Source organism: Pollutimonas sp. M17 (assembly GCF_025836975.1).
In the GTDB taxonomy this organism is placed as follows: Bacteria; Pseudomonadota; Gammaproteobacteria; order Burkholderiales; family Burkholderiaceae_B.
Genome location: NZ_CP107548.1, coordinates 3,581,610 through 3,601,544, shown reverse-complemented (window position 1 = coordinate 3,601,544; position 19,935 = coordinate 3,581,610). Strand labels below are relative to the sequence as shown.

Sequence of the window (19,935 nt, the reverse complement as noted above, 5' to 3'; positions counted from 1 at the left end):
CGCTAGAATGTGTTGAATGTTTACTGATCAAGACACGTTCCAGGGCGGGGTAGACAGCCACGCGCATGTCTTTGTGCCGGGCCTGCCGGTGGCGGCCCAGCGGCGCTACACCCCCGGGTACGCGGCGCCGCTCGAGCTCTACCTGGCACAGCTGGACGAACAGGGCCTGGCATACGGAGTGCTGGTTCAACCCAGCTTCCTGGGCACCGACAACACCTACCTGCTTGATGCCTTGGGGCAGGCGGCCGGTCGCTGCCGCGGCGTGGCCGTTGTGGACCCCGGCACGGACTTCGAGGCGCTTCGCGCCATGGACGGTTGCGGCATCGTGGGGGCCAGGCTGAATCTGTTTGGCCGCCCCTTGCCGGACTTCACGCAGGCGGCTTGGCAGGTTTTTTTCAAGAACCTGAATGTCCTGAGCTGGCACGTGGAAGTGCATTGCCCCTATCAGCACTTGCCGCAGGTCATGCCGGGCCTGCTGCAACGGGCGGACAAGATCGTGGTCGACCACCTGGGCCGTCCCGATTTCAAGCAAGGCGTCAAACCGGATCAGTTGGCGTATTTATGCGGCCTGGCGGCCTCCGGCCGCGTATGGGTCAAGTTGTCGGCGGCATACCGGATCTGGCCCCAGGACTCGATCGAAGGATGCGCGGCCATCGTGCAGCGCCTGATCGATTGTTTCGGGACCCGGCGCTTGATGTGGGGCAGCGATTGGCCCCATACGGAGCACGAGTCCTTTAATTCGATGCGCAAGTCGCTGCATTGGCTGAGCGATGCCGTGGCAAGCCGGGAAGACCTGGCTGAAATCTTGTTGCATACCCCTAAATCGTTTTTTAGATTCTGAAATGACCATGTTCAATACCAAGCACTCATTCAAGAAAGCCACCCTGACAGCCAAGCTCGCACTGGGCGCGCTGGCTTTGGGAAGCGCCGCAGCCGCAAGTGCGGCCTATCCCGAAAGGCCCATCACCATGGTGGTCAGCTATCCTCCCGGTGGAACCGTCGACCTGGTGGCGCGTTTGATGGCGCCCGAACTGGAAAAGGAACTGGGCCAGACCGTGATCGTGGACAACAAGGGCGGAGCCGGCGGCATGCTGGGCGGCGCTTACGTGTCGCGCGCCAAGCCGGACGGCTACACGATCTTGATGGATGCCTCCAATCATGCGCAGAACCCCGCATTGCGCGAAAAAATGACCTTCGACACCTTGAAGGATTTTTCGCCGGTGTCCTTGCTGATCAAGGTTCCCAACGTCCTGGTCGTGAATCCCTCTTCGTCGATCAAGACGGTGGCGGACGTCAAGGCCGAAGACAAGGCCAGCGAACATACGCTTTACTACGCATCGTCGGGCCCCGGCTCGGCTCAGCATCTGGCCGGCGAACTGTTCAACGTGCTGGCCGGCACCAAGCTGATCCATGTGCCTTATAAAGGCGGCGGCCCGGCCATGATCGACGTCATGGGCAATCAGGTTCCCATGATGTTCGCCAGCCTGGGCTCTTCGTGGACGCACATCAAGAGCGGCAAGCTGCGCGCCATCGCGGTGGGCGGCACGGAGCGGACCAAGCTGCTGCCCGAGGTTCCGACCATCGCCGAGGAAGGCCTGGCCGGCTATGCATCGTACGAATGGAATGCGATCTTCGCACCGGCCGGCACGCCCCAGGACATTCTGGATCGCCTGTCCGCCGCATTTGCCAAGGTGCTGCAAGACCCGGCGGTGCAGCAGCGCCTTGCCGATCTGGGCGCCGATACCATAGGTTCAAGCCCTGACGAGCTGCGCAGCTTCGTCCAGGAGGAAATCACCAAATGGAAGGGCGTGGCCACCAAGGCGAAGATCTCGCTGGATTGATGCCTCGTAAACCAGAACGCCTTGCCGGCAGTGACAATGCCGGCAAGGCGTTTTTTTATGCGCGGCCTATGCGTGGGCGGTAGGCCGCGCCACGGCGCTTCGATGGCTGGACGGCGGCTCAGTCGAACTTGACGATTTCGAACGTCAGGCGGTCTTGCTCGTCGCGCGCCACGCTGTAGCCCAGGCGTTCGTTGATGGAGTTGTCGGGATTGAAGGTAAGAATGGCCGGTTTGATCTCTTCGATTTCGCGCTCGGTCACGTACACCGAGTTGCAGATGATGATTTCGTCGCCGCGCTGGCAGGTGCGGGCCGCCGCGCCGTTAAGGATGCAGCAGCGCGAGCCGCGCTCGCCATAGATGACATAAGTGCTGATGCGCGCGCCGGAGTTCTTGTTCCAGATGTCCACGAACTCCATGGGGAGTATGCCGGCGGCTTCGCAGTGGTCGGGATCCAGGGTAATGGAACCGTGATAGTCCAGGTCGGCGCCGGTGACCCGTATGCCGTGTAGTTTGCCGCGTACAACTTTTCTCACGTTTTTCCTTTCAGGCGAGATTTTTCGATAAGCCCGCTATTTTAACGGCTGGGTCCGCCCGACGCCGCCCGGAGCCATGGGTATTTTGTAAATGCGCTCAGGCCCGCGACGGCCCCAGGGCGGATTCGAGCGCCCTGCCCACGCGCAGTATATGGGCATCGCGCATGGCGGGCCCGGCGATCATCAGGCCGACGGGCGCGGCGCCGTCCGGATGGCAGGGGATGGACAGTGCGCAGCCATCCAGGAAGTTGATCAGGGTCGGATTGCGCAAGATCAGCGCATTGGCCTTGAAGTAGGCCTCGTCCGAGGCCTGCAAAGATTGAATGGTCGGCGCAATGACGGGAACGGTGGGCATCAGCAAAGCGTCGTAATGGCGCAACCGCGCCTGTACCGCGGCGATCCATTCAGGCCGGGCCTGCGTCAGTTCGATATAGTCGGCGGCCGACATATCCTTTCCGCGCGCGATGCGCGATGCGACGCGCGGGTCGTACTGCGCGGCATGGTCTTGCAGCAGATCCTTGTGCCAGGCCCAGGCCTCGGCGCATACCAGGCCCCCAAGGCGGTTGATATGGGCCAATTGCTGGAATTCGGGAAAGTCGACCGTGTCGACCTGGGCGCCGAGGCGGCGGATCTCGCGCAGCGTGTGCTGAAAGACGGTCGATACATGATCGTCGGCTCCATCCAGCACAAGCGAGGCGGGGACGGCGAAGCGCAGGCGGGCCGGGTCGGGCGCCGGATCCGGCCGGAGCGGCTGGCCTGAGAGTATGGCGTCCAGTGTTGCGCAACAGGATACCGAAGCGGCCAACGGGCCGATGGAGTCCAGGCTGAAGGACAGCGGCAGAGCGCCCTGGCCGGGCACGCGGCGGGCGGTGGGCTTGAACCCGGCGAGTCCGCAGAATGCGGACGGTATGCGTACCGAGCCGCCGGTGTCGGTGCCTATGGCCGCGACGGACATGCCGTCGGCCACCGAGACGCCGGCGCCCGACGAGGAGCCGCCGGGAATCCGTCCGGCGGTGCGGTCCCAGGGGCTGGCGGGGGTGCCGTAATGCGGGTTGAGCCCCAGCCCCGAGAACGCGAATTCGGTCATGTTGGTCTTGCCGACAAGGACGGCGCCGGCACCGAGCAGCCGCTGCACCACCACGGCGCTGCCGGCGGCCGCCGGCGCCGCCTTCAACACCGTGGAGCCGGCCAGCGTTGTTTCGCCGGCGACGTCGAAGAGATCCTTGATGGAAATCGGCAGCCCTTCGATGGGGGAGCGTGCCAGGCCGGCGGCCCTCAGGATGTCGGAGGCCTGGGCCGCGGCCCGCGCCTGATCATGATAGACCCGGGTGAAGGCGCGGGCGCCTTCGCCGGAGGCATCGTCGATGCGCGCCAGGGCGGCCTGGGTCAGGTCCAGCGAGGTGAGCTGGCCGCTGGCCAGCGATTCTTGCAATGCGGTAAGGGTGGGCAGCATGGTATGGGCTAGATGAAACGGCGGATTACGCCTTGATGGGGCATGGGTTGAAGTCGGCCAATGTTTCCACAACGGCCCGCACCCGCTCGCGGTCTTGCCTGGACAGGGGCAGGATGGGCAGCGGCGGATTGCAGCGGGTCAAGTCCAGGCAATGGGCGGCGGCATACATGACGCGCAGGCTGGAAAGCTGGCGGAAAAGCGCCCACAAAGGCTCCATCGCCTCGTTCAGCGACCGCGTCAGGTCGGCCTGGCCGGCCTGCGCGGCGCGCACGATGGCCAGGCATTGCCGCGGGAAAAGGCCGGCGGCCACGCTGTACCAGGCCTGCCCTCCTGCAAGCAGGGCTTCCGACGCGTTCCAGTCGCCGCTATAGCCCAGCGAAAAGTCGGCCGGCACCCGCGCCTTCAGGGCGGCGTGCTGTTGGACGACCTTTGCGGGATCGGGCACGGGATTCTTGACGCCGATGATGCCTGGCAGGGCGCTGAGCCGGCCGATGAGGTCGAGGCTGAATGTAAAGTGGGTGGTGCCGGGATTGTTGTAGATGCAAATGGGAATGTCCAGCTCTGCGGCTACGGTTTCGAAGAGCCCGAACACTTCGTCGTCCGACAGGGGCGTATAGGAAACGGGGGCCAGCAGCACCGCTGCGGCGCCGGCTTCCTGAGCCTCTCGGCCCAATGCCAGGACGTCGTCGGTGCGCAGGGCGCCGATGCCCGCCATGACGGGAACCGGGCCGGCAAGGGACACCGCCGCCTGGATGGCGCGGCGCCTTTCGGGGCGGCTGAGGTAGGCATACGTGCCCGTGCTGCCCAGTACACAGATGGAGTCGACGTCAGCCTCGCGAAGGCGGGTCACCAGCATGCCCAGCGCCTGGGTGTCCACGACGCCCTCGGGACTGGCGGGAGTGATCGGAAAAGCGGACAGCCCTTGCAATAGCGGATTCATTCGTTGTGCGGCTCCAGGAATTCCCAGGGCGGCGGCATGGGTATTCCCGATTCTGCCGCAAGCCTGGATGTAGGATTGGAAATATATCGTAATGCGATCAAGCTTGCGGACGCTCTGTCACGCCCGCATGCCCTCTTTTCTATGGAGCCGGGGTGATGGAGTTTTTGGAGAACCTAAGCTGGATAACCGTATTCCAGATCATCATGGTAGATGTTTTGCTGGGCGGGGACAACGCCGTCGTGATTGCACTGGCCTGTCGCAATCTGCCGGCGGAGCGCCGCATGCAAGGCATCTTGTGGGGCACGGGCGGGGCGATCGCGCTTCGGGTCGTGCTGATCATCTTTGCGCTGACCCTGCTGGCGCTTCCTTTCGTCAAGCTGGTCGGCGGAGCGCTGCTGCTGTGGATAGGCGTGAAACTCATGGTCGGCGAGGACGGAACCGATGACATCCAGGGCGGCAGTTCGCTGATGTCGGCCATCAAGACCATTATCCTGGCCGATTTCGTCATGAGCCTGGACAACGTGGTGGCCATTGCCGGCGCGGCGCAGAGCGCGCATGCCGATCATCAGGTGGTGCTCATCATCTTCGGCCTGCTGGTCAGCGTTCCCATCATCATCTGGGGCAGCACCGTGCTGCTCAAATTGCTTGATCGCTTCCCCATCATCGTCACCCTGGGCGCGGGCTTGCTGGGGTGGATCGCCGCCGGCATGCTGATTACCGATGTCGCCGTCGTGAACCGCTTTGGCCCTGTGGACGGCCCGGCCAGGATGGCGATCGAGATTGGCGGCGCCCTGTTCGTGGTCGCGGTGGGGTATTGGCTGGGAACGCGCCGCAATGCGGGCGTCCAGACTGAACGCGAGTCCGCCTGACGTAGCGCGGGCGCAAGCCCTGTGGACGACCGGCCACCGCGCCGATTCGACTACAATCCTTGCATGCTGACTTTCATGGCCAAACCATGGCGGCTGTCCGGACACGATGCTGTCCCGTCGGCCCGTCCCCGATCGTTGCGCGCACTGTTCCTGGGTTCCCAGGAAGTGGCCGTGCGGTCGGCCTATGCGCGATCCAAGCCCGGCTAAGGGCGGCGGGGCCTTCCGGCCCCCATCCGGTTAACCGCCGCATCCCTGTTTTCGCATTCCCGAGACCCTTCCATATTGGATGGGCTTCAGCTTGCGACCGAGTCGGCGCAGCTGGCCCGGCGCCCTCAGGCCAAGCGCCAAAAAGCCAGGGCCCATCTTCCTTACGCCAAGCTTGTACATTGAATCGTCATGCAACTAACCAAGAAATTCGTCAAAGCCAAGAACCCCTGCGCCTCCGGATACCGGTGGTTTCTCCGCGACCGGAATGGCCAGGGGGATTACCAGGAAATACTGGATGCCCTGGTGGCCGACAACCGCGTCGATGACGCCTGTTGGCTGCTGGATCAGTTCGGTCCGACCGATGCGGTCCTGACGCTGGATTTCGTCGACGCGAATGCCCTTGTTTTCGCCGGCACGCTGGTGGTCAGGCAGGGCATCAATGTGGATACGGTGGCGCGGGCGGGCCGATGGATACGCACACAGGGCGGCATAAAGGCTGGCACCGATATCGTGGCCGGCGAAGGCATCGAGGCCCAGGGCGGCATCGTCAGCGGCGGGCACATACGCGCCGAGGGCGATGTGTCGGCGGGCTGGGGAATCGAAGCGCAATCCCGCTTCGAGTGCGGCGGCAATGTGCGCGCCAAATGGGACATCGCGGCGGGCCAGGGCATCTCCGTGACAGGCGACATACGGGCCGGGCAATGCCTGGTGGCGGGCGGCTCGATCAAATGCGATCAGGGCATCAGGGCGGGCGGCAAGGTGCAAGCCGAGCACGACATCATCGTGGCCAGGGGGATACAGGCGGGAGAATCAATCGTGGCCGGCAACCATATCGAAACGGGATGGGGGATGTTGTCCGGCTGCGATATCGTTGCGGACGGCTCGATCAAGGCGGGCGAAGGGCTGGCCGCCACGGGGCGCATCGAGGCGGGGCTGGGCCACGGCGTATATGCAGGACTGCGCGTGCGGCTGGATGCCTGGGCCGATGCGGCCAGGGTCGTGGCACAGGCGCGGCCCGATCAACTGATCAGCGGGCATTGGTGCGATCCCGCCATGCAGGCCTGAAGAGCGGCGGGTCTTTCGCCGGCGAAAGCAGGAATGGCCGCGATCGCGGCCATTCCTGCTTTCGGGCAAGGCGCATTACGCTTCGACTTGATGCGCTTGGCCAGACGAGACGTAGTTGAACAATTCCGCCTGCACCTGGGCGCGGGTCTTGACGCTGTCTGCCGAGGCAACGGGCGGATAGTCCAGTTCGCCGCTGCTGATTTCGTCCGCGGCCTGGGCGGCGGCCAGCTCAGCCTGTACCTGGCTGCGGCTGACGCTGTCGGTGGAGGCAGCCGTCACCGGATAAGCCTGTTCGCCGTAGCTGATCAGGCCTTGGGATTGCGCTTGCTGCAGTTCAGCGACGACCTGGGCGCGGGTTTTCGCGGGCTCGTCGGCGGCATGGGCGGCGCCGGCCAGAACGGAAAGGGAAATCATCAATGTGCTTGCTAAGGTTTTCATGCTTATAACTCCATCCATAAATTAAAGGGAACCGAATCACGCCCAATCCGGCGTGCTCCTTGCGATGCAAGGTGTGTTTCGATGGATGAAGTATGGGCCGATTGCGTATAGGGATAAACCCGTATTTTCTGTAAACATATTTCCAAAAACGTTAATAATGAATGGTGCCCCATGGGAAAATAGTCGGAACCTATTTCTGTTTTTGGAATAATTTATGAATGCATCGCTGGACGACATCGCCTTGTTCGTTGAGGTGGCCAAGAGCAGAAACTTCACGCGCGCGGCGGAATCCCTGAATATGCCCGCGTCCACGCTGTCCCGGCGCATCAGCGCGCTGGAGCGCTACATAGGTGTGCGGCTGCTCAACCGCAGCACGCGCAAGGTCGATCTGACGGAAGCGGGCGCTGTGTATTTCGAGCGCTGTCAGCACGTTATTGCCGAGGCGCGCATTGCCCACGAAGAACTGGACGAAATGGCGCAACGGCCCAAAGGCCGCTTGCGGGTGTCCATGCCCGTCAGCTTCGCCCTGCTGTCCATGCCCTTGATCATGCGTGATTTTGCCGAGCGCTATCCCGAAATCGAGTGCGAATACGACTTGGGCATCAAGCATATCGACCTTTTGGCGGAACCCTACGATATCGTCATCCGCATCGGGCGCCAGCCTGATTCCGGCGTGATTTCACGCCAGATGGGCAGCGTGAAGCTGGGCCTGTATGCGGCGCCCGCCTATCTGGCGCGCAAGGGCATGCCCGCCTTGCCTTCCGACCTGGCAAAGCATGAATGCCTGCGCGCCTCCACGGCCAGGGAGGATTCAGTATGGGAACTGCGGTCGGGGTCCAGGGTGGAGAAAATCGCTGTCAGGGGGCGCATGGCCATGAATAACGTGGCCGTGCTGATGCATATGGCGGGACTGGGCATGGGGATTGTGCCCTTGGCTTCCAGTACCGCCCTTCAGGGCGCCGCAGAAGAGGCACTGCAGCGCGTGCTGCCCGATTGGGAGTTCGACCCCTTTCCCTTGATGGCATTGTTCCCCTCGCGGCTGATGCCGGCGAAAACCCGTGTGTTCCTCGAGTTCCTGATGGCAAGGCTGGACGCCTGACTGAATCGGTCGTATCGGCGCTGCGTTCGCAAGACGGGCATGGCATCGACCTGTCGGCCCTGGATACCGACTTCGAAAGCGCCGGCGCTCAAGCCGCCCGCTGGGCCGCGAAGGGGATGCTTGCCCCACCTTTGGCCTGTACCTTGCTCCATAGCCTGTCGTGCAAAGGCAAAAGCACGACATTGCAGATCGGCTCCAATATGGCGGCCAGCCCTCCCGTGGCAAGCGAACCCGTGCATACATAGGTAACGACAAACGCCACCGACATGTGCAAGGCGACCTGGCTGGTTTTTCGGGCGAGCAGCAACATGAACTTCTCCTGACTAATGCTATGTGAATAAATGATAATGAATATCATTTAAAAGAAGAAGTTGGATGTTTATATCGCTACGATGTACTCAGGCTATCCGGGCGGTTCAAAAGCCTGCCATCGAATATCAAGCCCCTCAGGAGCACGTGACCAGTTCAGGATGGTCGGCGTTCTCCAGGATGCGGCGGACCCTGTCCTGCCAATCCTGGGCGAAAATGCGCTGTTGCTCATCGCTGGCCTGGCCCTCGAGAATTTTCTTGAGGGTGGGCATCGCCTCCGGCGAGCCGGGCACCACCTGAGCGTGGAAATTGACGGCAACGCTGCGACCTGTATCGATCCGCTGAAACTGGATTTCACCGTCGATGGGCGCATTGAAGGACAGCAGCTTGCGGCGGTCGTACTGGCCGCCCAGGCCTTTGAAACCGTTGTCGGCCGTGGCGCCGGTAATGAAGCTGACAATATTGGCGATGACGCCGGTGACGCCGTTCAATTGGTCGTCGCGGAACTGGACCTTGATGCTTCCGCGCTGGGGCAGCTCGTCGCCATATAACTGCTTCAGGGCGCGGCGGGTCATCAGGTAGGCGCCCGCCACCGTGGGGCAGGAGTGTCCCGCCAGCTTCACGATGTCGGTATACGAATAGTCGATGATGCCCTCGCTGGCGGCACCCAGAAGCCGGGACAGGGGGTCTTGCAGCGTGATGGTGGGAGCGGTATCGAAAAAGCCGGGATGGTTCATGATGATTCCATGCAGGGCGCGCTACGGCGCGGATGGAATGACTATAGCGCCGCCACCGGCGAAATCATGGATAGGCCGGGTTTGCTGTGGGGGCAATACTTTGCGCCGGCGATTTGCCCTGCCCGCCCGGGCGGCGCAGGACTGATCGTAAGCGATTGTTCCCTGATTGGGAACCGGCGCTTTCCTGCCCGGCGGCCGATTAGAATAGCTCTTTTCAGCGGGAACATGGCTGTGGGCATGGAAGAGCGTTTAATCGATATCGAACTGAAGCTGACGGCGCAGGAAGACCTGGTGCTGGAGCTCAACCAACGGGTGTACGAACAGCAAAAGCAAATCGACGAACTGCGCGCGCTGTGCACGGCATTGGTCAAGAGGCTGGGCGAAGCCGCCAACGAGGGCGGGGCCGATCCCTATGCGGTTGAAAAGCCGCCGCATTACTGATTGGCGGATTCAGATCGGCGTCATATGCATACAAAACATACAGGGTCATGGTCCGAGCTTTTATGGGGCCGCAACGGCTTGCGGTCGCTGGCGCTGGCGGGCGGCGTCGCGGTCCATGCCGTCAATGTGTACATCGTCACCACCATCCTGCCTTCCATCGTGGACGATATCGGAGGCCTTGAGTACTACGCCTGGAATACGACGCTCTTCGTCGTCGCGTCCATCCTGGGCTCCGCGCTTTCGCCCAAATTCCTGGATCAGTTCGGGCTGCGGCGCGCTTTCCTGTTGGCCATCGCCCTATTCGCGGCTGGCACGATAGGCTGCGCGCTGGCGCCCGCCATGCCCTGGCTGCTGGCGGCGCGTACGGTGCAGGGCCTGGGCGGCGGCTTGCTGCTGGGACTGAGCTATTCCGCCGTCCGCATGGTTTTCGACGAGCGCCTGTGGTCCAGGGCCATGGTGCTGGTTTCCAGCATGTGGGGCGTCGCCACGCTTGCCGGGCCGGCGATAGGCGGCATCTTTGCCCAGACGGGGCACTGGCGCCTGGCTTTCTGGGCGGTGGTGCCGATCGCGGCGCTTCTGGCCGTGCTGGTGCGGACTCAACTGGCGCAGGGCAGGCAGCGTGGGAGCAAGCGGAGCCAGGCGCCGCTGGGCAGCATTTTCCTGCTGGCGCTTTCGGTTCTCGTGGTGTCGGTTGCCAGCCTGAGCGCCCAGCCGGCATGGAAGGCGGTGGGCATCGCGCTGGGATTGCTTATAGCCGTCTTGATCGCAAGAATCGATGGCCGTGCCCGTGTACGCCTGTTTCCGACGGGTTCCTATTCGGCCCATACGGCGCTGGGCAGCCTGTATGCCTGCATCTGCCTCTTGAGCATCGGGGTGACGACGGAAATCTACATCCCTTATTTCCTCCAGGTGATACACGGCAAAAGCCCGCTGGCGGCGGGATACTGGACGGCGCTGATGTCGGCGGGCTGGACGCTGGGGTCGTTCGTCAGTTCCGGCCGATCCACCGGTACAGCCAATCGCCTTATCGTTATCGGTCCTGTTGTGTCGGCCGCATCCCTGGCCGTGCTGGCCTGGATGATGCCCATGGCCGGCTTGTCGCAGCAAGGCGGCGCGAACGGGCTGATGGCTCCGTTGCTGGGTGTGGGCGTGGGCGTGGGATTGTGCTGGCCGAACATGCTGACCCGCGTGTTCAAGTCGGCGCCCGAGGGGCAGGAGAATATCGCCTCGGCGGCGATCACCACCTTGCAGCTTTATGCCATGGCCATGGGTGCGGCGCTGGCCGGGATGGTGACGAATGCGGCCGGATTCACCGAGCCGGGGGGCGTGCAGGGGGCGCGGCAGGCCGCGCTGGCCCTGTTTGCGGTCTTTGCTTGCGCGCCGGGGCTGGCGGCGCTGATGACGCGGGGAGCGCGCCGCGCCGGCTAAGCCCCCTTGCCTTACTTGGGCAGCCGGAAGAGTTCGGGATCGGGGCCGTCGCGGCCACCGGGCCGGTCGAGCGCGGCAATGGCGGCCATGTCGTCGGCATCGAGCGTGAAATCGAACACATGGAAGTTTTCCCGGATGCGGCTGGGTGTGACGGACTTGGGAATGACCATATTGCCCAGCTGTGTATGCCAGCGGATCATGATCTGCGCGACGGACCGGCCGTGTTTTTTGGCGATGGCGGCCAGGGTGGGATCTTCCCATAGCTTGCCGCGGCCGAGCGGGCTCCAGGCCTCGGTGACGATGTCGTGCTCGGCGTGGAACTGGCGCAGCTCGGCCTGCTGGAAGTTGGGATGCAATTCGATCTGGTTCACCACCGGCAGCACGCCTGTCTTGTCCAGCAGCTTCTGCAAATGATTGATGTTGAAGTTCGATACGCCTATGGACTTCGCCCTGCCCTCGTCGCGCAGCTGGATCATGGTTTCCCACGCGTCGACGTAAAGTCCGTTCTTGGGAACGGGCCAGTGGATCAGGTAGAGGTCGACATAATCCAGGCCAAGCTTTTCCAGGCTTTCTTCGAACGCCGATTTGGAGAGATCATGCCCGTGCCGGTCGTTCCAGAGCTTGGTGGTGACGAACAGGTCTTCGCGCTTGACATCGGACTGAGCGATGCCGCGGCCCACGCCTTCTTCGTTTCCATAGATGGCCGCCGTGTCGATGGACCGGTAGCCGATATCGAGCGCCGTTTTTACAGCGCTTGCGGCCACATCGTTTTCGACCTGCCAGACGCCCAGCCCCAGTTGGGGAGCGCTGCGGCCATCGTGAAACGTAACGGTGTTCTGAATTGTAGACATCGGGTGCCCCTCCGTAGACATCGCGTTCGTTGATTTGTTCTTTCGGCTAATCTAGCCGATTATACGGTTGTTGCGTTGCGGTAAAGCTTCATTTGGTTTCACGCCAGGTGCTATTCAGGAAAGATCAGGAGAAAGAAAATGAGTGTTCACAGCCAGGCCAAGAGGGTCAGCGTGCCCCAGTTGATGGCATGCAAGGGCCGCCAGAAAATAGCTGCCCTGACGGCTTATACGGCGCCGTTCGCCCGGCTGCTGGACGAAGCCCTGGACATGATCCTGATTGGGGACTCGACAGCCATGGTGGGCTACGGCCTGCCCGATACCCTGTCGATCACGGTGGATCAGCTGGCCGCCCACGCGGCGGCGGTGGTGCGCTCGACCAGCCATGCCTGCATTATCGTCGACATGCCTTTCGGCAGCTATCAGGAATCACCGCAACAGGCCTTCGCCAATGCGGCACGGATGCTGGCCGCCAGCGGCGCCGACGGCATCAAGATGGAAGGGGGCGCCGCCATGGCGGAGACCACCCGCTTTCTGGTCGAGCGCGGCATTCCCGTACTGGCGCATGTGGGGCTGATGCCGCAGTACGTCAATACCATGGGCGGCTTCAAGGCACAGGGCATGACGGACGAATCGGCCGAGCGCATCCTGCGCGATGCGGTGGAGCATGAGCAGGCGGGCGCCTTCGCCGTCGTGCTGGAGGGCGTGGCCGAGGGACTGGGCCGGCGCATCACCGAAGCGCTGGCGGTGCCCACCATCGGAATCGGGGCCTCTCCGGCTTGCGACGGACAAATCCTGGTGACAGAAGACATCCTGGGCCTGAGCGGCGACCGGATTCCCAAATTCGCCAAACAATTCGCCGACGTCGGCGCGGTGGTGCGTTCGGCCGCGGAAAAATATGCCGCCGAGGTCAGGGAGGGAGGTTTCCCGGGACTGGAGCATTGCTTTGGTGTAAAGAAGTAAACAGCATGCCGATATTGCCATTCGGTTCTTGAATGGTTACATTTGGTAAATGTATAATTTGCATAGTGTCCGGTGCAATCGGGCCGTCCTTGTTTCTTCAGGCGTCCAATAATGGAAATCCGTCAACTCGAAGCCTTTGCCGCTGTGTATTCCGCAGGAAGCGTGACGGCCGCCGGGCGCTTGCTGGACCGGTCCCAGCCCATGGTAAGCCGGCAAATCCAGGACCTGGAGCAGGAACTCGGTTTCATGCTGTTCACGCGCACGCGGCCCCAGGTCACGTTGACCGAGCAAGGGCGCGAGTTCTACGAAGAGGTCCGCAACGTTCTGGCCGGCCTGCAGCAACTGGACAGCCGCTCACGCGAAATAGCGCGCGGCCAAAGCCGCCCGTTGCGGGTCGCCGCAACGTATTCGTTGGGCTCGAGCCTGTTGCCCGCCACCATAGGATTGCTCGAGCGCAGCCGGCCCGTGTTTGAGTACAAGCTGTATATCGAAACCTTCCAGTCCGCCGACGTCGTCCAGGCCGTGGCCGACGGACAGGCCGATATCGGCGTGGTCAGCCTGCCCATCGACCTGGGGCGCTGCGAATTGCTGTGGTCCGGGCAGGCGCCTTGCGTATTGGCCTTGCCCGGCGATCACCCGCTGGCGGCCAACCCCGTGGTCCGCCTGGGCGAACTGGGCGACAACACGGTCATCACCATGTCGAACCGCACGGGCTTGCGGCACCGTCTTTCAACGGCGCTGCTGCACAACAATCCCACCGCCAAGCCCCGGCGCCAGATCGAAACCAGTTCGTCGCTAAGCGCCCTGATGATGGTGCGCGCCGGCGTGGGCCTGGCGCTGGTCGATCCGCTGACCGCCACCACCATGTCGCCCGAAGGCGTGGTGTTCCGCGGCATCGACCGGCATGTTCCCTATCTAATGGGTGTGATCAGGCATCGCGACCGGGCCCTGCCCGACGAGGGCTCCCGGCTGGTCCAGGCCATGTGGGATTACGCCAGCGCCAACGTACCCCGTTTCGTGGCGGGCGACCCCAGCGGGCTGCCCAAGGATGCCGATCCCTTTCAGCCCGAACCCGACCAGGATGCCGCCTGAGCCAGCCTTGGGCATGCCGCATCGTTTCATTTCCTCTACGTTTGTTCCCGCATGATGACTGATACCCCCTCTATTTCCCCTGTACAGGGGCTGGACGCGCTCGAGCGGCGCCTCGCACAGGATCTTGCCTGGCTGGACCTTCCCGCCAAGCCGTGGGTGCCGCAGGCATCGATGAACGGACAGGAGCTGCTGGATGTCGCCATCGTCGGCGGCGGCATGGCGGGCCTGGCGGCGGCCGCCGCGCTGGGCCACAAAGGCATGCGGGCGCGGATTTTCGACGCTGCGCCGCAAGGGTTCGAAGGCCCCTGGGCGACCACGGCGCGCATGGAGACACTGCGTTCGCCCAAGCAGTTGACCGGTCCGGCACTGGGCTTCCCGGCGCTGACGTTCCGGGCCTGGTTCGAGGCGCAATTCGGCGCCGAGGAATGGAATCGCCTGGACAAGATTCCGCGCCTGCAATGGATGGATTACTTGCGCTGGTACCGCCGAGTGCTGGGCATCGACGTGCGCAACGAGCACCACGTGCTGGACATCATCCCCCATACCGGCCATGTCGAACTGAGCATTTCCTCGCCCGCCGGTCCGTGCGCGGTATACGCGCGCCGTGTCGTGCTGGCGACCGGCCGCGATGGCCTAGGCGGCGCGGCCATTCCGGATTTCGCCGCCGCGCTGCCGCGCCGGCTGTGGGCGCACTCGTCCGACGACATGGACTATGCGGCCTTGCGCGGCTTGCGGGTCGGGGTGGTGGGCGCCGGCGCATCGGCCATGGACAGTGCGGGAACGGCGCTGGAAAATGGGGCGGCCAGCGTCGACCTGCTCATACGCCGCCCCGACCTGCCGCGCATCAATAAAAGCAAAGGCGCGGGCAACCCCGGCTATACCCATGGATTCGTGGATTTGCCCGACGAATGGAAGTGGCGCTTGCGGCATTACATCAATGTGGAGCAGGTGCCGCCCCCGCGCGCCAGCGTCCTGCGCGTGTCGCGGCATGCGAACGCGCGTTTCAACCTAGGAGCTCCGGTGCTTCAGGTGCGTGAACACGGCGGCGAGCTGCGGGTCCTTACGCCGAAGAAGGAATTTGCGCTGGATTTCCTGATCCTGTCGACGGGCTTCGGCATCGATTGGCAAAACCGCCCGGAGTACGCCAGGATCGCCCCGCATTTGCGGGTCTGGTCGGACCGCTATGCGCCGCACGAAGGCGGCGACGACAAGGAACTGCGCGATTCGCCCGACCTGGGGCCGGTCTTCGAGTTCCAGGAAAAGAACCCCGGCGGCCTGCCCGGCTTGTCGCGCATCCACTGCTTTTGCTACCCTTCCACGCTGACGCACGGGACGGTCTCGGGCGATATTCCCGCCATCAGCGACGGAGCCGAACGCCTGTCCAAAGGCATTGCCAGCCTCTTGTACGTTGAAAACATCGACACGCACTTCGCCCAGTTGCGGGCATATGACGAGCCGGAGATATTCGGCGATGAGTGGACGCCCGCATAGGCCGGCGCCCAACAGTTTCAGGAAGAAGCTATGAACGACAACTACCCTTCAACGACCGGCGCGAGGCCCGGTTCCACCGACGCGGTGGATGCGATCGTGGGCTTGACGCCGTCCGATCCCTTGTTCGCCATACGCCATGCGCGGCACAAGGTCGTGCATGCCACGCAGGGCAGCTACGAGCTGTTCTTCGACCCCTCGAGCCAGGGGCTGCCGATACAGGAGCGCCTTCTGGTGGCATGGCATGCGAGCCTTCTGTCCCGCTCCGACGCGTTGGCGCGGCACTATCGCGACGCCCTGGACCGGTATGCGTCCGACGCCGAAGCCATGGCCGCCATCGAAGGAGGGCGAGTCGACAGCCTGCCGCCATCGCGCTTGCGCGCCATGCTGATCTTCACCCGGAAATTGATCCTCAAGCCCGTCGAGGGCGACCAGGCAGCGCTCGAGCAACTGCGCGACGCCGGCATGGCGACCGCCGACATTGTGACCCTGGCGCAATTGGTGGCATTTCTGTCTTATCAAATCCGGCTGGTGGCCGGCCTTTCGGCCATGAAGGCATTGGAGTCCCTATGAGCACCATCATCAAAAACAAGGGCTACACCAACGAAACGCTGGAGTGGAAGGCATGGCTGGACGTGGTCGATCCGGACAACTGCACGCCCGAGCAGACCGAGGTGCTGGAAATGAGCCATCCCAAGGCCAAGGTGTCCGACTACTATCTTTTCCTGGTGCACCAGCCGGCCATCCTGAAGCAGCGGTCCGAAGCGTTCAATGCCATCATGTACGCGCCCGGCGGCCTGGCCCGGGCCGATCGCGAACTCGGTTCGCTGGTGGTGTCGCGCATAAATGGCTGCGTGTATTGCGCATCGGTGCACGCCCAGCGTTTCGAGCAGTTGGCCAAGCGGAACGACACCGTTGCACAGGTCTTCGACGAGCCGCGCAGCGCCGGCGTCAATGAGCGCGAAAAGGCCATCGTGCAATTTTCCATACGTTTGACCGAAGAGCCGGAGAAAATAGGGCCGGACGATATTCAGGCGCTCAAGGACGCCGGGCTGGAGCAGGCCGAGATCCTGGATCTGCTGCACGCGGATGCCATCTTCGCATGGGCCAACCGGCTTATGCTGAACCTGGGCGAGCCGGTGTTTCCGCCGCCGCAAGCCTGACACGCCTGAAGCGGTCAATCGTCCAGCTGGCCCAGCATCTGGACGCCGGCATGCGCGCCGAAGCGCTCGCACGCCTTGTTCAGGCGCTGGACCGCGAAGTCAAGAAATTGGGACGGCCGCTTCTGCAGCTCCGCTTCGGCCTGGGCCAGGCGCAGGTCCTTGCGCAACAGGCCCAGGGTAAAGGTGATTTCGCCGCCGCCGGCCATCATGCGCTCGGCATACGAATTGAACAGCAGGCCCGAGGCCGTGCCGGCGCCGAGCGCGCCGGTGAGCAATTCGGTATCGAAGTGGCTGCCGCGAGCCAGTGCCATGCCATTGGCCAGGCCAAGGAAAGTGCCCGCGATGATGGTCTGATTGACCAGCTTCATGCGGTAGCCCGAACCGGCCGCACCGCAGTGGACGGCGCGCTGGCCCAGTTGCGCAAGCAAGGCCGCGCCGCGCTGGATGTCGGCGGCGTCGCCGCCTACGAAGTGGGTCAGCGTGCCTTTGGCCGCGCCCGCCACGCCGCCGGTGACGGGCGCATCCAGGAAGCGGGCGCCCCGCCGGTCCAGCGCCTGCCGGATATCGGCCGCGACCCAAGGCGCCGCCGTGGTCATGTCGATAAACAGGGTATCGGGCTGTATTCCTTGCGCCATGTCGCGGTAAACGCTTTCGACATCGCGCGTTTCCCCCAGAATGGTAAAGACCGTGCGCGATCGTTGGGCCAGTTCGATGAGGTCGGTGGCGATCTTGGCGCCTTGCTGGCGCAGGGCCAGGGTTTGTTGCGGATTGCGCGCCCAGATGTGCAGGGAATGTCCGGCATGCAGTAGACGCTCGGCCATGGGCAGGCCCATTTTTCCCAAGCCTATCCATCCGATAGTCTCTTGCATGCTGGCTCCTTGCGTGTGTGCCCGTCCATCCCAGGCCGGCAAACCATTGTAGTGGGCGCTCCGGCTTCCGCCAATGGGCATGCCTACTGCAGCCGGATATCCGCTCCGGAAACCACGCCGCGCCATTTCTTCAGGGAAGCGGCCAGCATGTCGTCCAGCTCTTGCGGAGAACCGCCCAGCACGATGGCGCCCATGTCGGCCAGTTTCTGTTTCAGGACCGGATCGCTCAGCGCGTCGTTCAGCGCCTCGTTGGCGCGTCCGATGATTTGCGGCGGCGTGCCTTTGGGCGCCAGCAGGGCGAGCCAATGCGAGGACAGCAGGCGGGGATGGCCCTGTTCGGCCATGGTCGGCACATCGGGCAGGGCGCTGGAGCGCGCCCTGGACATGATGCCCAGCGCCCGGACCTTACCGGCCTTGATCTGGCCATGAATGCCGGGAACCAGCTGGAACATGGACTGGATTTCGCCTGAAATCAGGTTGTTGGTGGCAAGTTCCGGTGAACTGTAGGGCACATGAACCATATTGGCCTCGATGTCGTTCATGTAAAGCTGGCCGGCCAGATGCGTGGAGCTGCCATGGCCGTTGGATCCGAAGTTGACCTCGCCAGGATGGGCCTTGACGTAGTCGTCGAACTCGGCAAGGCTGTGTACGGGCAAGTCGCTGTTGACGACCAGGATATGGGGCATGTCCGCGATCAGTCCGATTGCCTGAAAGCTTTCTTGCGGGTCGAAGGGAAGCCCCCTGAAAATGCTGGGATTCACCGCCAGTGTGTTGGATCCCGACAGCAACAGCCGCGTTCCGTCGGCGGGCGCCGAAGCCACCATGCCGGCGCCGGCATTGCCGTTCGTGCCGTACTGGTTCGACACGGTGAACCCGCCGCCCGGCCTGCCGCCGCCCAACCGCTCAGCGACCAGGCGGGCGATGGCATCGTCGATGCTGCCCACCGGCGCCGTCACCACCAGCTGCACCATTTGGTCGGCCGGTGGCCAGGTGTCTTGCGCCAGGGCCGTGGCGGCCAGCGCGAAGGCCAATGCGGCGGCTCCGGCCAAACGGGTACAGATTCTACGCATGGTGTGGTTCATACAAGGCAGTTGATGCCGATGCTTGCAGGAATTCGGATACAGAAGTTTACTTTAATGCGCCGGCGGTGTGAGCTAGAACAGATAGGGTTCAATTTCCCTGTAGTTGTCGATGACCAGTTGCTGGGCCTCCGGCTTGACGGACTGCTTATAGGGATCGATATCGAACGCCTGCAGGACATATACGACCTGGGAGGCCCGCGTAGGCACGTCCAGACGGCCGCCGGTCATGCCGTAGTCATGAGCGATGATCTCTTTCTGTACGGGACTGAGCCGGGTATCGGGCGCCAGCCGAATGATGATCTTCCTGTTCCACAGCTCATCGTCCGCTTTGCCGTTGGGCGAATCGCCTATGATTTCAGGCTGGCCCCGAAATCGGCTAAGGACGAAATCGCGGTAGCCCCGGTTTTTCTCGCAATAGGCCCGGACGTGCCAGCGCAGCGATGTACAGACCAGCGTGTGCGGCGCGATGACGCGCGTCTCCGCAACAGGCGAAGTCAATGATATGTAGCTTATTTCGACACGTTTCTGCTCTCTTGCCGCCTGGACCAATGGGCGCAGCACCGTGGGATGAATGTTGCGCAGGGGGACGTGCAGGATCTCGGTATTGGTGGACTCAAGGTTGAGCGCTTCGAAAGTATGGCTGATATCCTTGTTCCGTCCGAGGATGTGCAGATACTCGTCCGCGTTCCCCGTTGTCAGCCGGGGCCGGAAATCCGCCGTGGGCTTGTAGCCTTTCAGGTGGCGGTCGTACTCCAGGTTGCCGGGCGCCACATCCCTAAGGTAGCCGTTGATGTCCTTCGAGGCTTGCTGGCGCCCTATGCCCAGGCTATGGCACAAATGATTGGTGGTCAGCCGCCCCTCCCATTGGGCGATGATTTCGATCAAGCGATAGCGCAGCAGAAGGTCCCAGCGCAGCGGCCAGGGCGATTTTTTCTTGCTCATGAGTCTGCCTGAAAAGTGGACGTATATATGTATACAGTATGGATATGTAATCAATGGCGACATACTATACCTTCAATCCGGATAGAGATTGAAAAGAGATTGAGTCGAACAACGCGATGGCGCACAGCG

The 19,935-nt window shown here is 63.0% G+C and carries 22 protein-coding genes; 12 read left to right on the top strand and 10 right to left on the bottom strand.

Annotation, left to right across the window (positions count from 1 at the left end; all coding sequences use genetic code 11):
* Positions 1–16 precede the first annotated feature (16 nt).
* Positions 17–841: an amidohydrolase family protein gene (locus tag OEG81_RS16890; protein WP_264130434.1), complete on the top strand. Its 825-nt coding sequence runs from the start codon at positions 17–19 to the stop codon at positions 839–841.
* 1 nt (position 842) lies between these two features.
* Positions 843–1,841 (top strand): tripartite tricarboxylate transporter substrate binding protein, encoded by a 999-nt coding sequence (locus OEG81_RS16885; protein WP_264130433.1) that lies wholly within the window; start codon positions 843–845, stop codon positions 1,839–1,841.
* Between the two features lie 118 nt (positions 1,842–1,959).
* On the opposite strand, the gene panD is transcribed toward OEG81_RS16885, so the two are convergent.
* The 3 genes from panD to OEG81_RS16870 all read right to left on the bottom strand — a co-directional run bounded on the left by panD (position 1,960) and on the right by OEG81_RS16870 (position 4,766).
* Positions 1,960–2,373: an aspartate 1-decarboxylase gene (gene panD / locus OEG81_RS16880; protein WP_264130432.1), complete on the bottom strand. Its 414-nt coding sequence runs from the start codon at positions 2,371–2,373 to the stop codon at positions 1,960–1,962.
* A gap of 97 nt (positions 2,374–2,470) precedes the next feature.
* A complete protein-coding gene (locus OEG81_RS16875; protein ID WP_264130431.1) occupies positions 2,471–3,826 on the bottom strand; it encodes an amidase in 1,356 nt (451 codons plus the stop codon).
* Between the two features lie 25 nt (positions 3,827–3,851).
* A complete protein-coding gene (locus tag OEG81_RS16870) occupies positions 3,852–4,766 on the bottom strand; it encodes a dihydrodipicolinate synthase family protein (RefSeq protein ID WP_264130430.1) in 915 nt (304 codons plus the stop codon).
* Positions 4,767–4,918: 152 nt separating this feature from the next.
* Between OEG81_RS16870 and OEG81_RS16865 the strand changes: the two genes are divergently transcribed.
* Positions 4,919–5,635, top strand: coding sequence for a TerC family protein (locus OEG81_RS16865; RefSeq protein ID WP_264130429.1), 717 nt, complete (start codon positions 4,919–4,921; stop codon positions 5,633–5,635).
* A gap of 396 nt (positions 5,636–6,031) precedes the next feature.
* The gene (locus tag OEG81_RS16860; RefSeq protein ID WP_264130428.1) at positions 6,032–6,907 is read left to right on the top strand and encodes a FapA family protein; all 876 of its coding nucleotides are present in this window, start codon (positions 6,032–6,034) and stop codon (positions 6,905–6,907) included.
* 75 nt (positions 6,908–6,982) lie between these two features.
* On the opposite strand, the gene OEG81_RS16855 is transcribed toward OEG81_RS16860, so the two are convergent.
* Complete coding sequence (locus OEG81_RS16855) at positions 6,983–7,345, bottom strand: DUF4148 domain-containing protein (protein WP_264130427.1); 363 nt, start codon at positions 7,343–7,345, stop codon at positions 6,983–6,985.
* A 214-nt stretch (positions 7,346–7,559) separates the two neighbouring features.
* On the opposite strand from OEG81_RS16855, the gene OEG81_RS16850 reads away from it, so the two are divergent.
* Positions 7,560–8,444 (top strand): LysR family transcriptional regulator, encoded by an 885-nt coding sequence (locus OEG81_RS16850; RefSeq protein ID WP_264130426.1) that lies wholly within the window; start codon positions 7,560–7,562, stop codon positions 8,442–8,444.
* 88 nt (positions 8,445–8,532) lie between these two features.
* Here the strand turns inward: OEG81_RS16850 and OEG81_RS16845 are convergent, their stop codons facing one another.
* Positions 8,533–8,754, bottom strand: coding sequence for a DUF2061 domain-containing protein (locus OEG81_RS16845; protein ID WP_264130425.1), 222 nt, complete (start codon positions 8,752–8,754; stop codon positions 8,533–8,535).
* 136 nt (positions 8,755–8,890) lie between these two features.
* Positions 8,891–9,490, bottom strand: a complete 600-nt coding sequence (locus OEG81_RS16840) for an FmdE family protein (RefSeq protein WP_264130424.1) — start codon at positions 9,488–9,490, stop codon at positions 8,891–8,893.
* Between the two features lie 237 nt (positions 9,491–9,727).
* On the opposite strand from OEG81_RS16840, the gene OEG81_RS16835 reads away from it, so the two are divergent.
* Together OEG81_RS16835 and OEG81_RS16830 are read left to right on the top strand one after the other, a co-directional pair.
* Positions 9,728–9,931, top strand: coding sequence for a SlyX family protein (locus OEG81_RS16835; RefSeq protein WP_412034084.1), 204 nt, complete (start codon positions 9,728–9,730; stop codon positions 9,929–9,931).
* 24 nt (positions 9,932–9,955) lie between these two features.
* A complete protein-coding gene (locus OEG81_RS16830) occupies positions 9,956–11,359 on the top strand; it encodes an MFS transporter (RefSeq protein ID WP_264130423.1) in 1,404 nt (467 codons plus the stop codon).
* Positions 11,360–11,370: 11 nt separating this feature from the next.
* Here OEG81_RS16830 and OEG81_RS16825 read toward each other — a convergent pair whose 3' ends face one another.
* The gene (locus OEG81_RS16825; protein ID WP_264130422.1) at positions 11,371–12,210 is read right to left on the bottom strand and encodes an aldo/keto reductase; all 840 of its coding nucleotides are present in this window, start codon (positions 12,208–12,210) and stop codon (positions 11,371–11,373) included.
* A 138-nt stretch (positions 12,211–12,348) separates the two neighbouring features.
* Here OEG81_RS16825 and panB point away from each other — a divergent pair, with 138 nt between their 5' ends.
* The 5 genes from panB to OEG81_RS18095 all read left to right on the top strand — a co-directional run bounded on the left by panB (position 12,349) and on the right by OEG81_RS18095 (position 16,913).
* Positions 12,349–13,170 carry a 3-methyl-2-oxobutanoate hydroxymethyltransferase gene (gene panB / locus OEG81_RS16820; RefSeq protein ID WP_264130421.1) on the top strand — a complete coding sequence of 274 codons (822 nt, stop codon included), beginning with the start codon at positions 12,349–12,351 and terminating at the stop codon, positions 13,168–13,170.
* A 111-nt stretch (positions 13,171–13,281) separates the two neighbouring features.
* A complete protein-coding gene (locus tag OEG81_RS16815) occupies positions 13,282–14,262 on the top strand; it encodes a LysR family transcriptional regulator (protein WP_264130420.1) in 981 nt (326 codons plus the stop codon).
* 54 nt (positions 14,263–14,316) lie between these two features.
* Complete coding sequence (locus OEG81_RS16810; RefSeq protein WP_264132636.1) at positions 14,317–15,753, top strand: flavin-containing monooxygenase; 1,437 nt, start codon at positions 14,317–14,319, stop codon at positions 15,751–15,753.
* A 30-nt stretch (positions 15,754–15,783) separates the two neighbouring features.
* Positions 15,784–16,323, top strand: a complete 540-nt coding sequence (locus OEG81_RS18100; protein ID WP_317135357.1) for a CMD domain protein — start codon at positions 15,784–15,786, stop codon at positions 16,321–16,323.
* Positions 16,320–16,913 (top strand): peroxidase-related enzyme, encoded by a 594-nt coding sequence (locus OEG81_RS18095; protein WP_317135356.1) that lies wholly within the window; start codon positions 16,320–16,322, stop codon positions 16,911–16,913. The genes OEG81_RS18100 and OEG81_RS18095 overlap by 4 nt, the downstream gene beginning before the upstream one ends.
* A 14-nt stretch (positions 16,914–16,927) precedes the next feature.
* Here the strand turns inward: OEG81_RS18095 and OEG81_RS16800 are convergent, their stop codons facing one another.
* The 3 genes from OEG81_RS16800 to OEG81_RS16790 all read right to left on the bottom strand — a co-directional run bounded on the left by OEG81_RS16800 (position 16,928) and on the right by OEG81_RS16790 (position 19,806).
* Complete coding sequence (locus OEG81_RS16800; RefSeq protein WP_264130419.1) at positions 16,928–17,782, bottom strand: NAD(P)-dependent oxidoreductase; 855 nt, start codon at positions 17,780–17,782, stop codon at positions 16,928–16,930.
* 83 nt (positions 17,783–17,865) lie between these two features.
* Positions 17,866–18,852, bottom strand: coding sequence for a Bug family tripartite tricarboxylate transporter substrate binding protein (locus OEG81_RS16795; RefSeq protein WP_264130418.1), 987 nt, complete (start codon positions 18,850–18,852; stop codon positions 17,866–17,868).
* A gap of 84 nt (positions 18,853–18,936) precedes the next feature.
* Positions 18,937–19,806, bottom strand: coding sequence for a helix-turn-helix transcriptional regulator (locus OEG81_RS16790; protein WP_264130417.1), 870 nt, complete (start codon positions 19,804–19,806; stop codon positions 18,937–18,939).
* Positions 19,807–19,935: the final 129 nt, after the last annotated feature.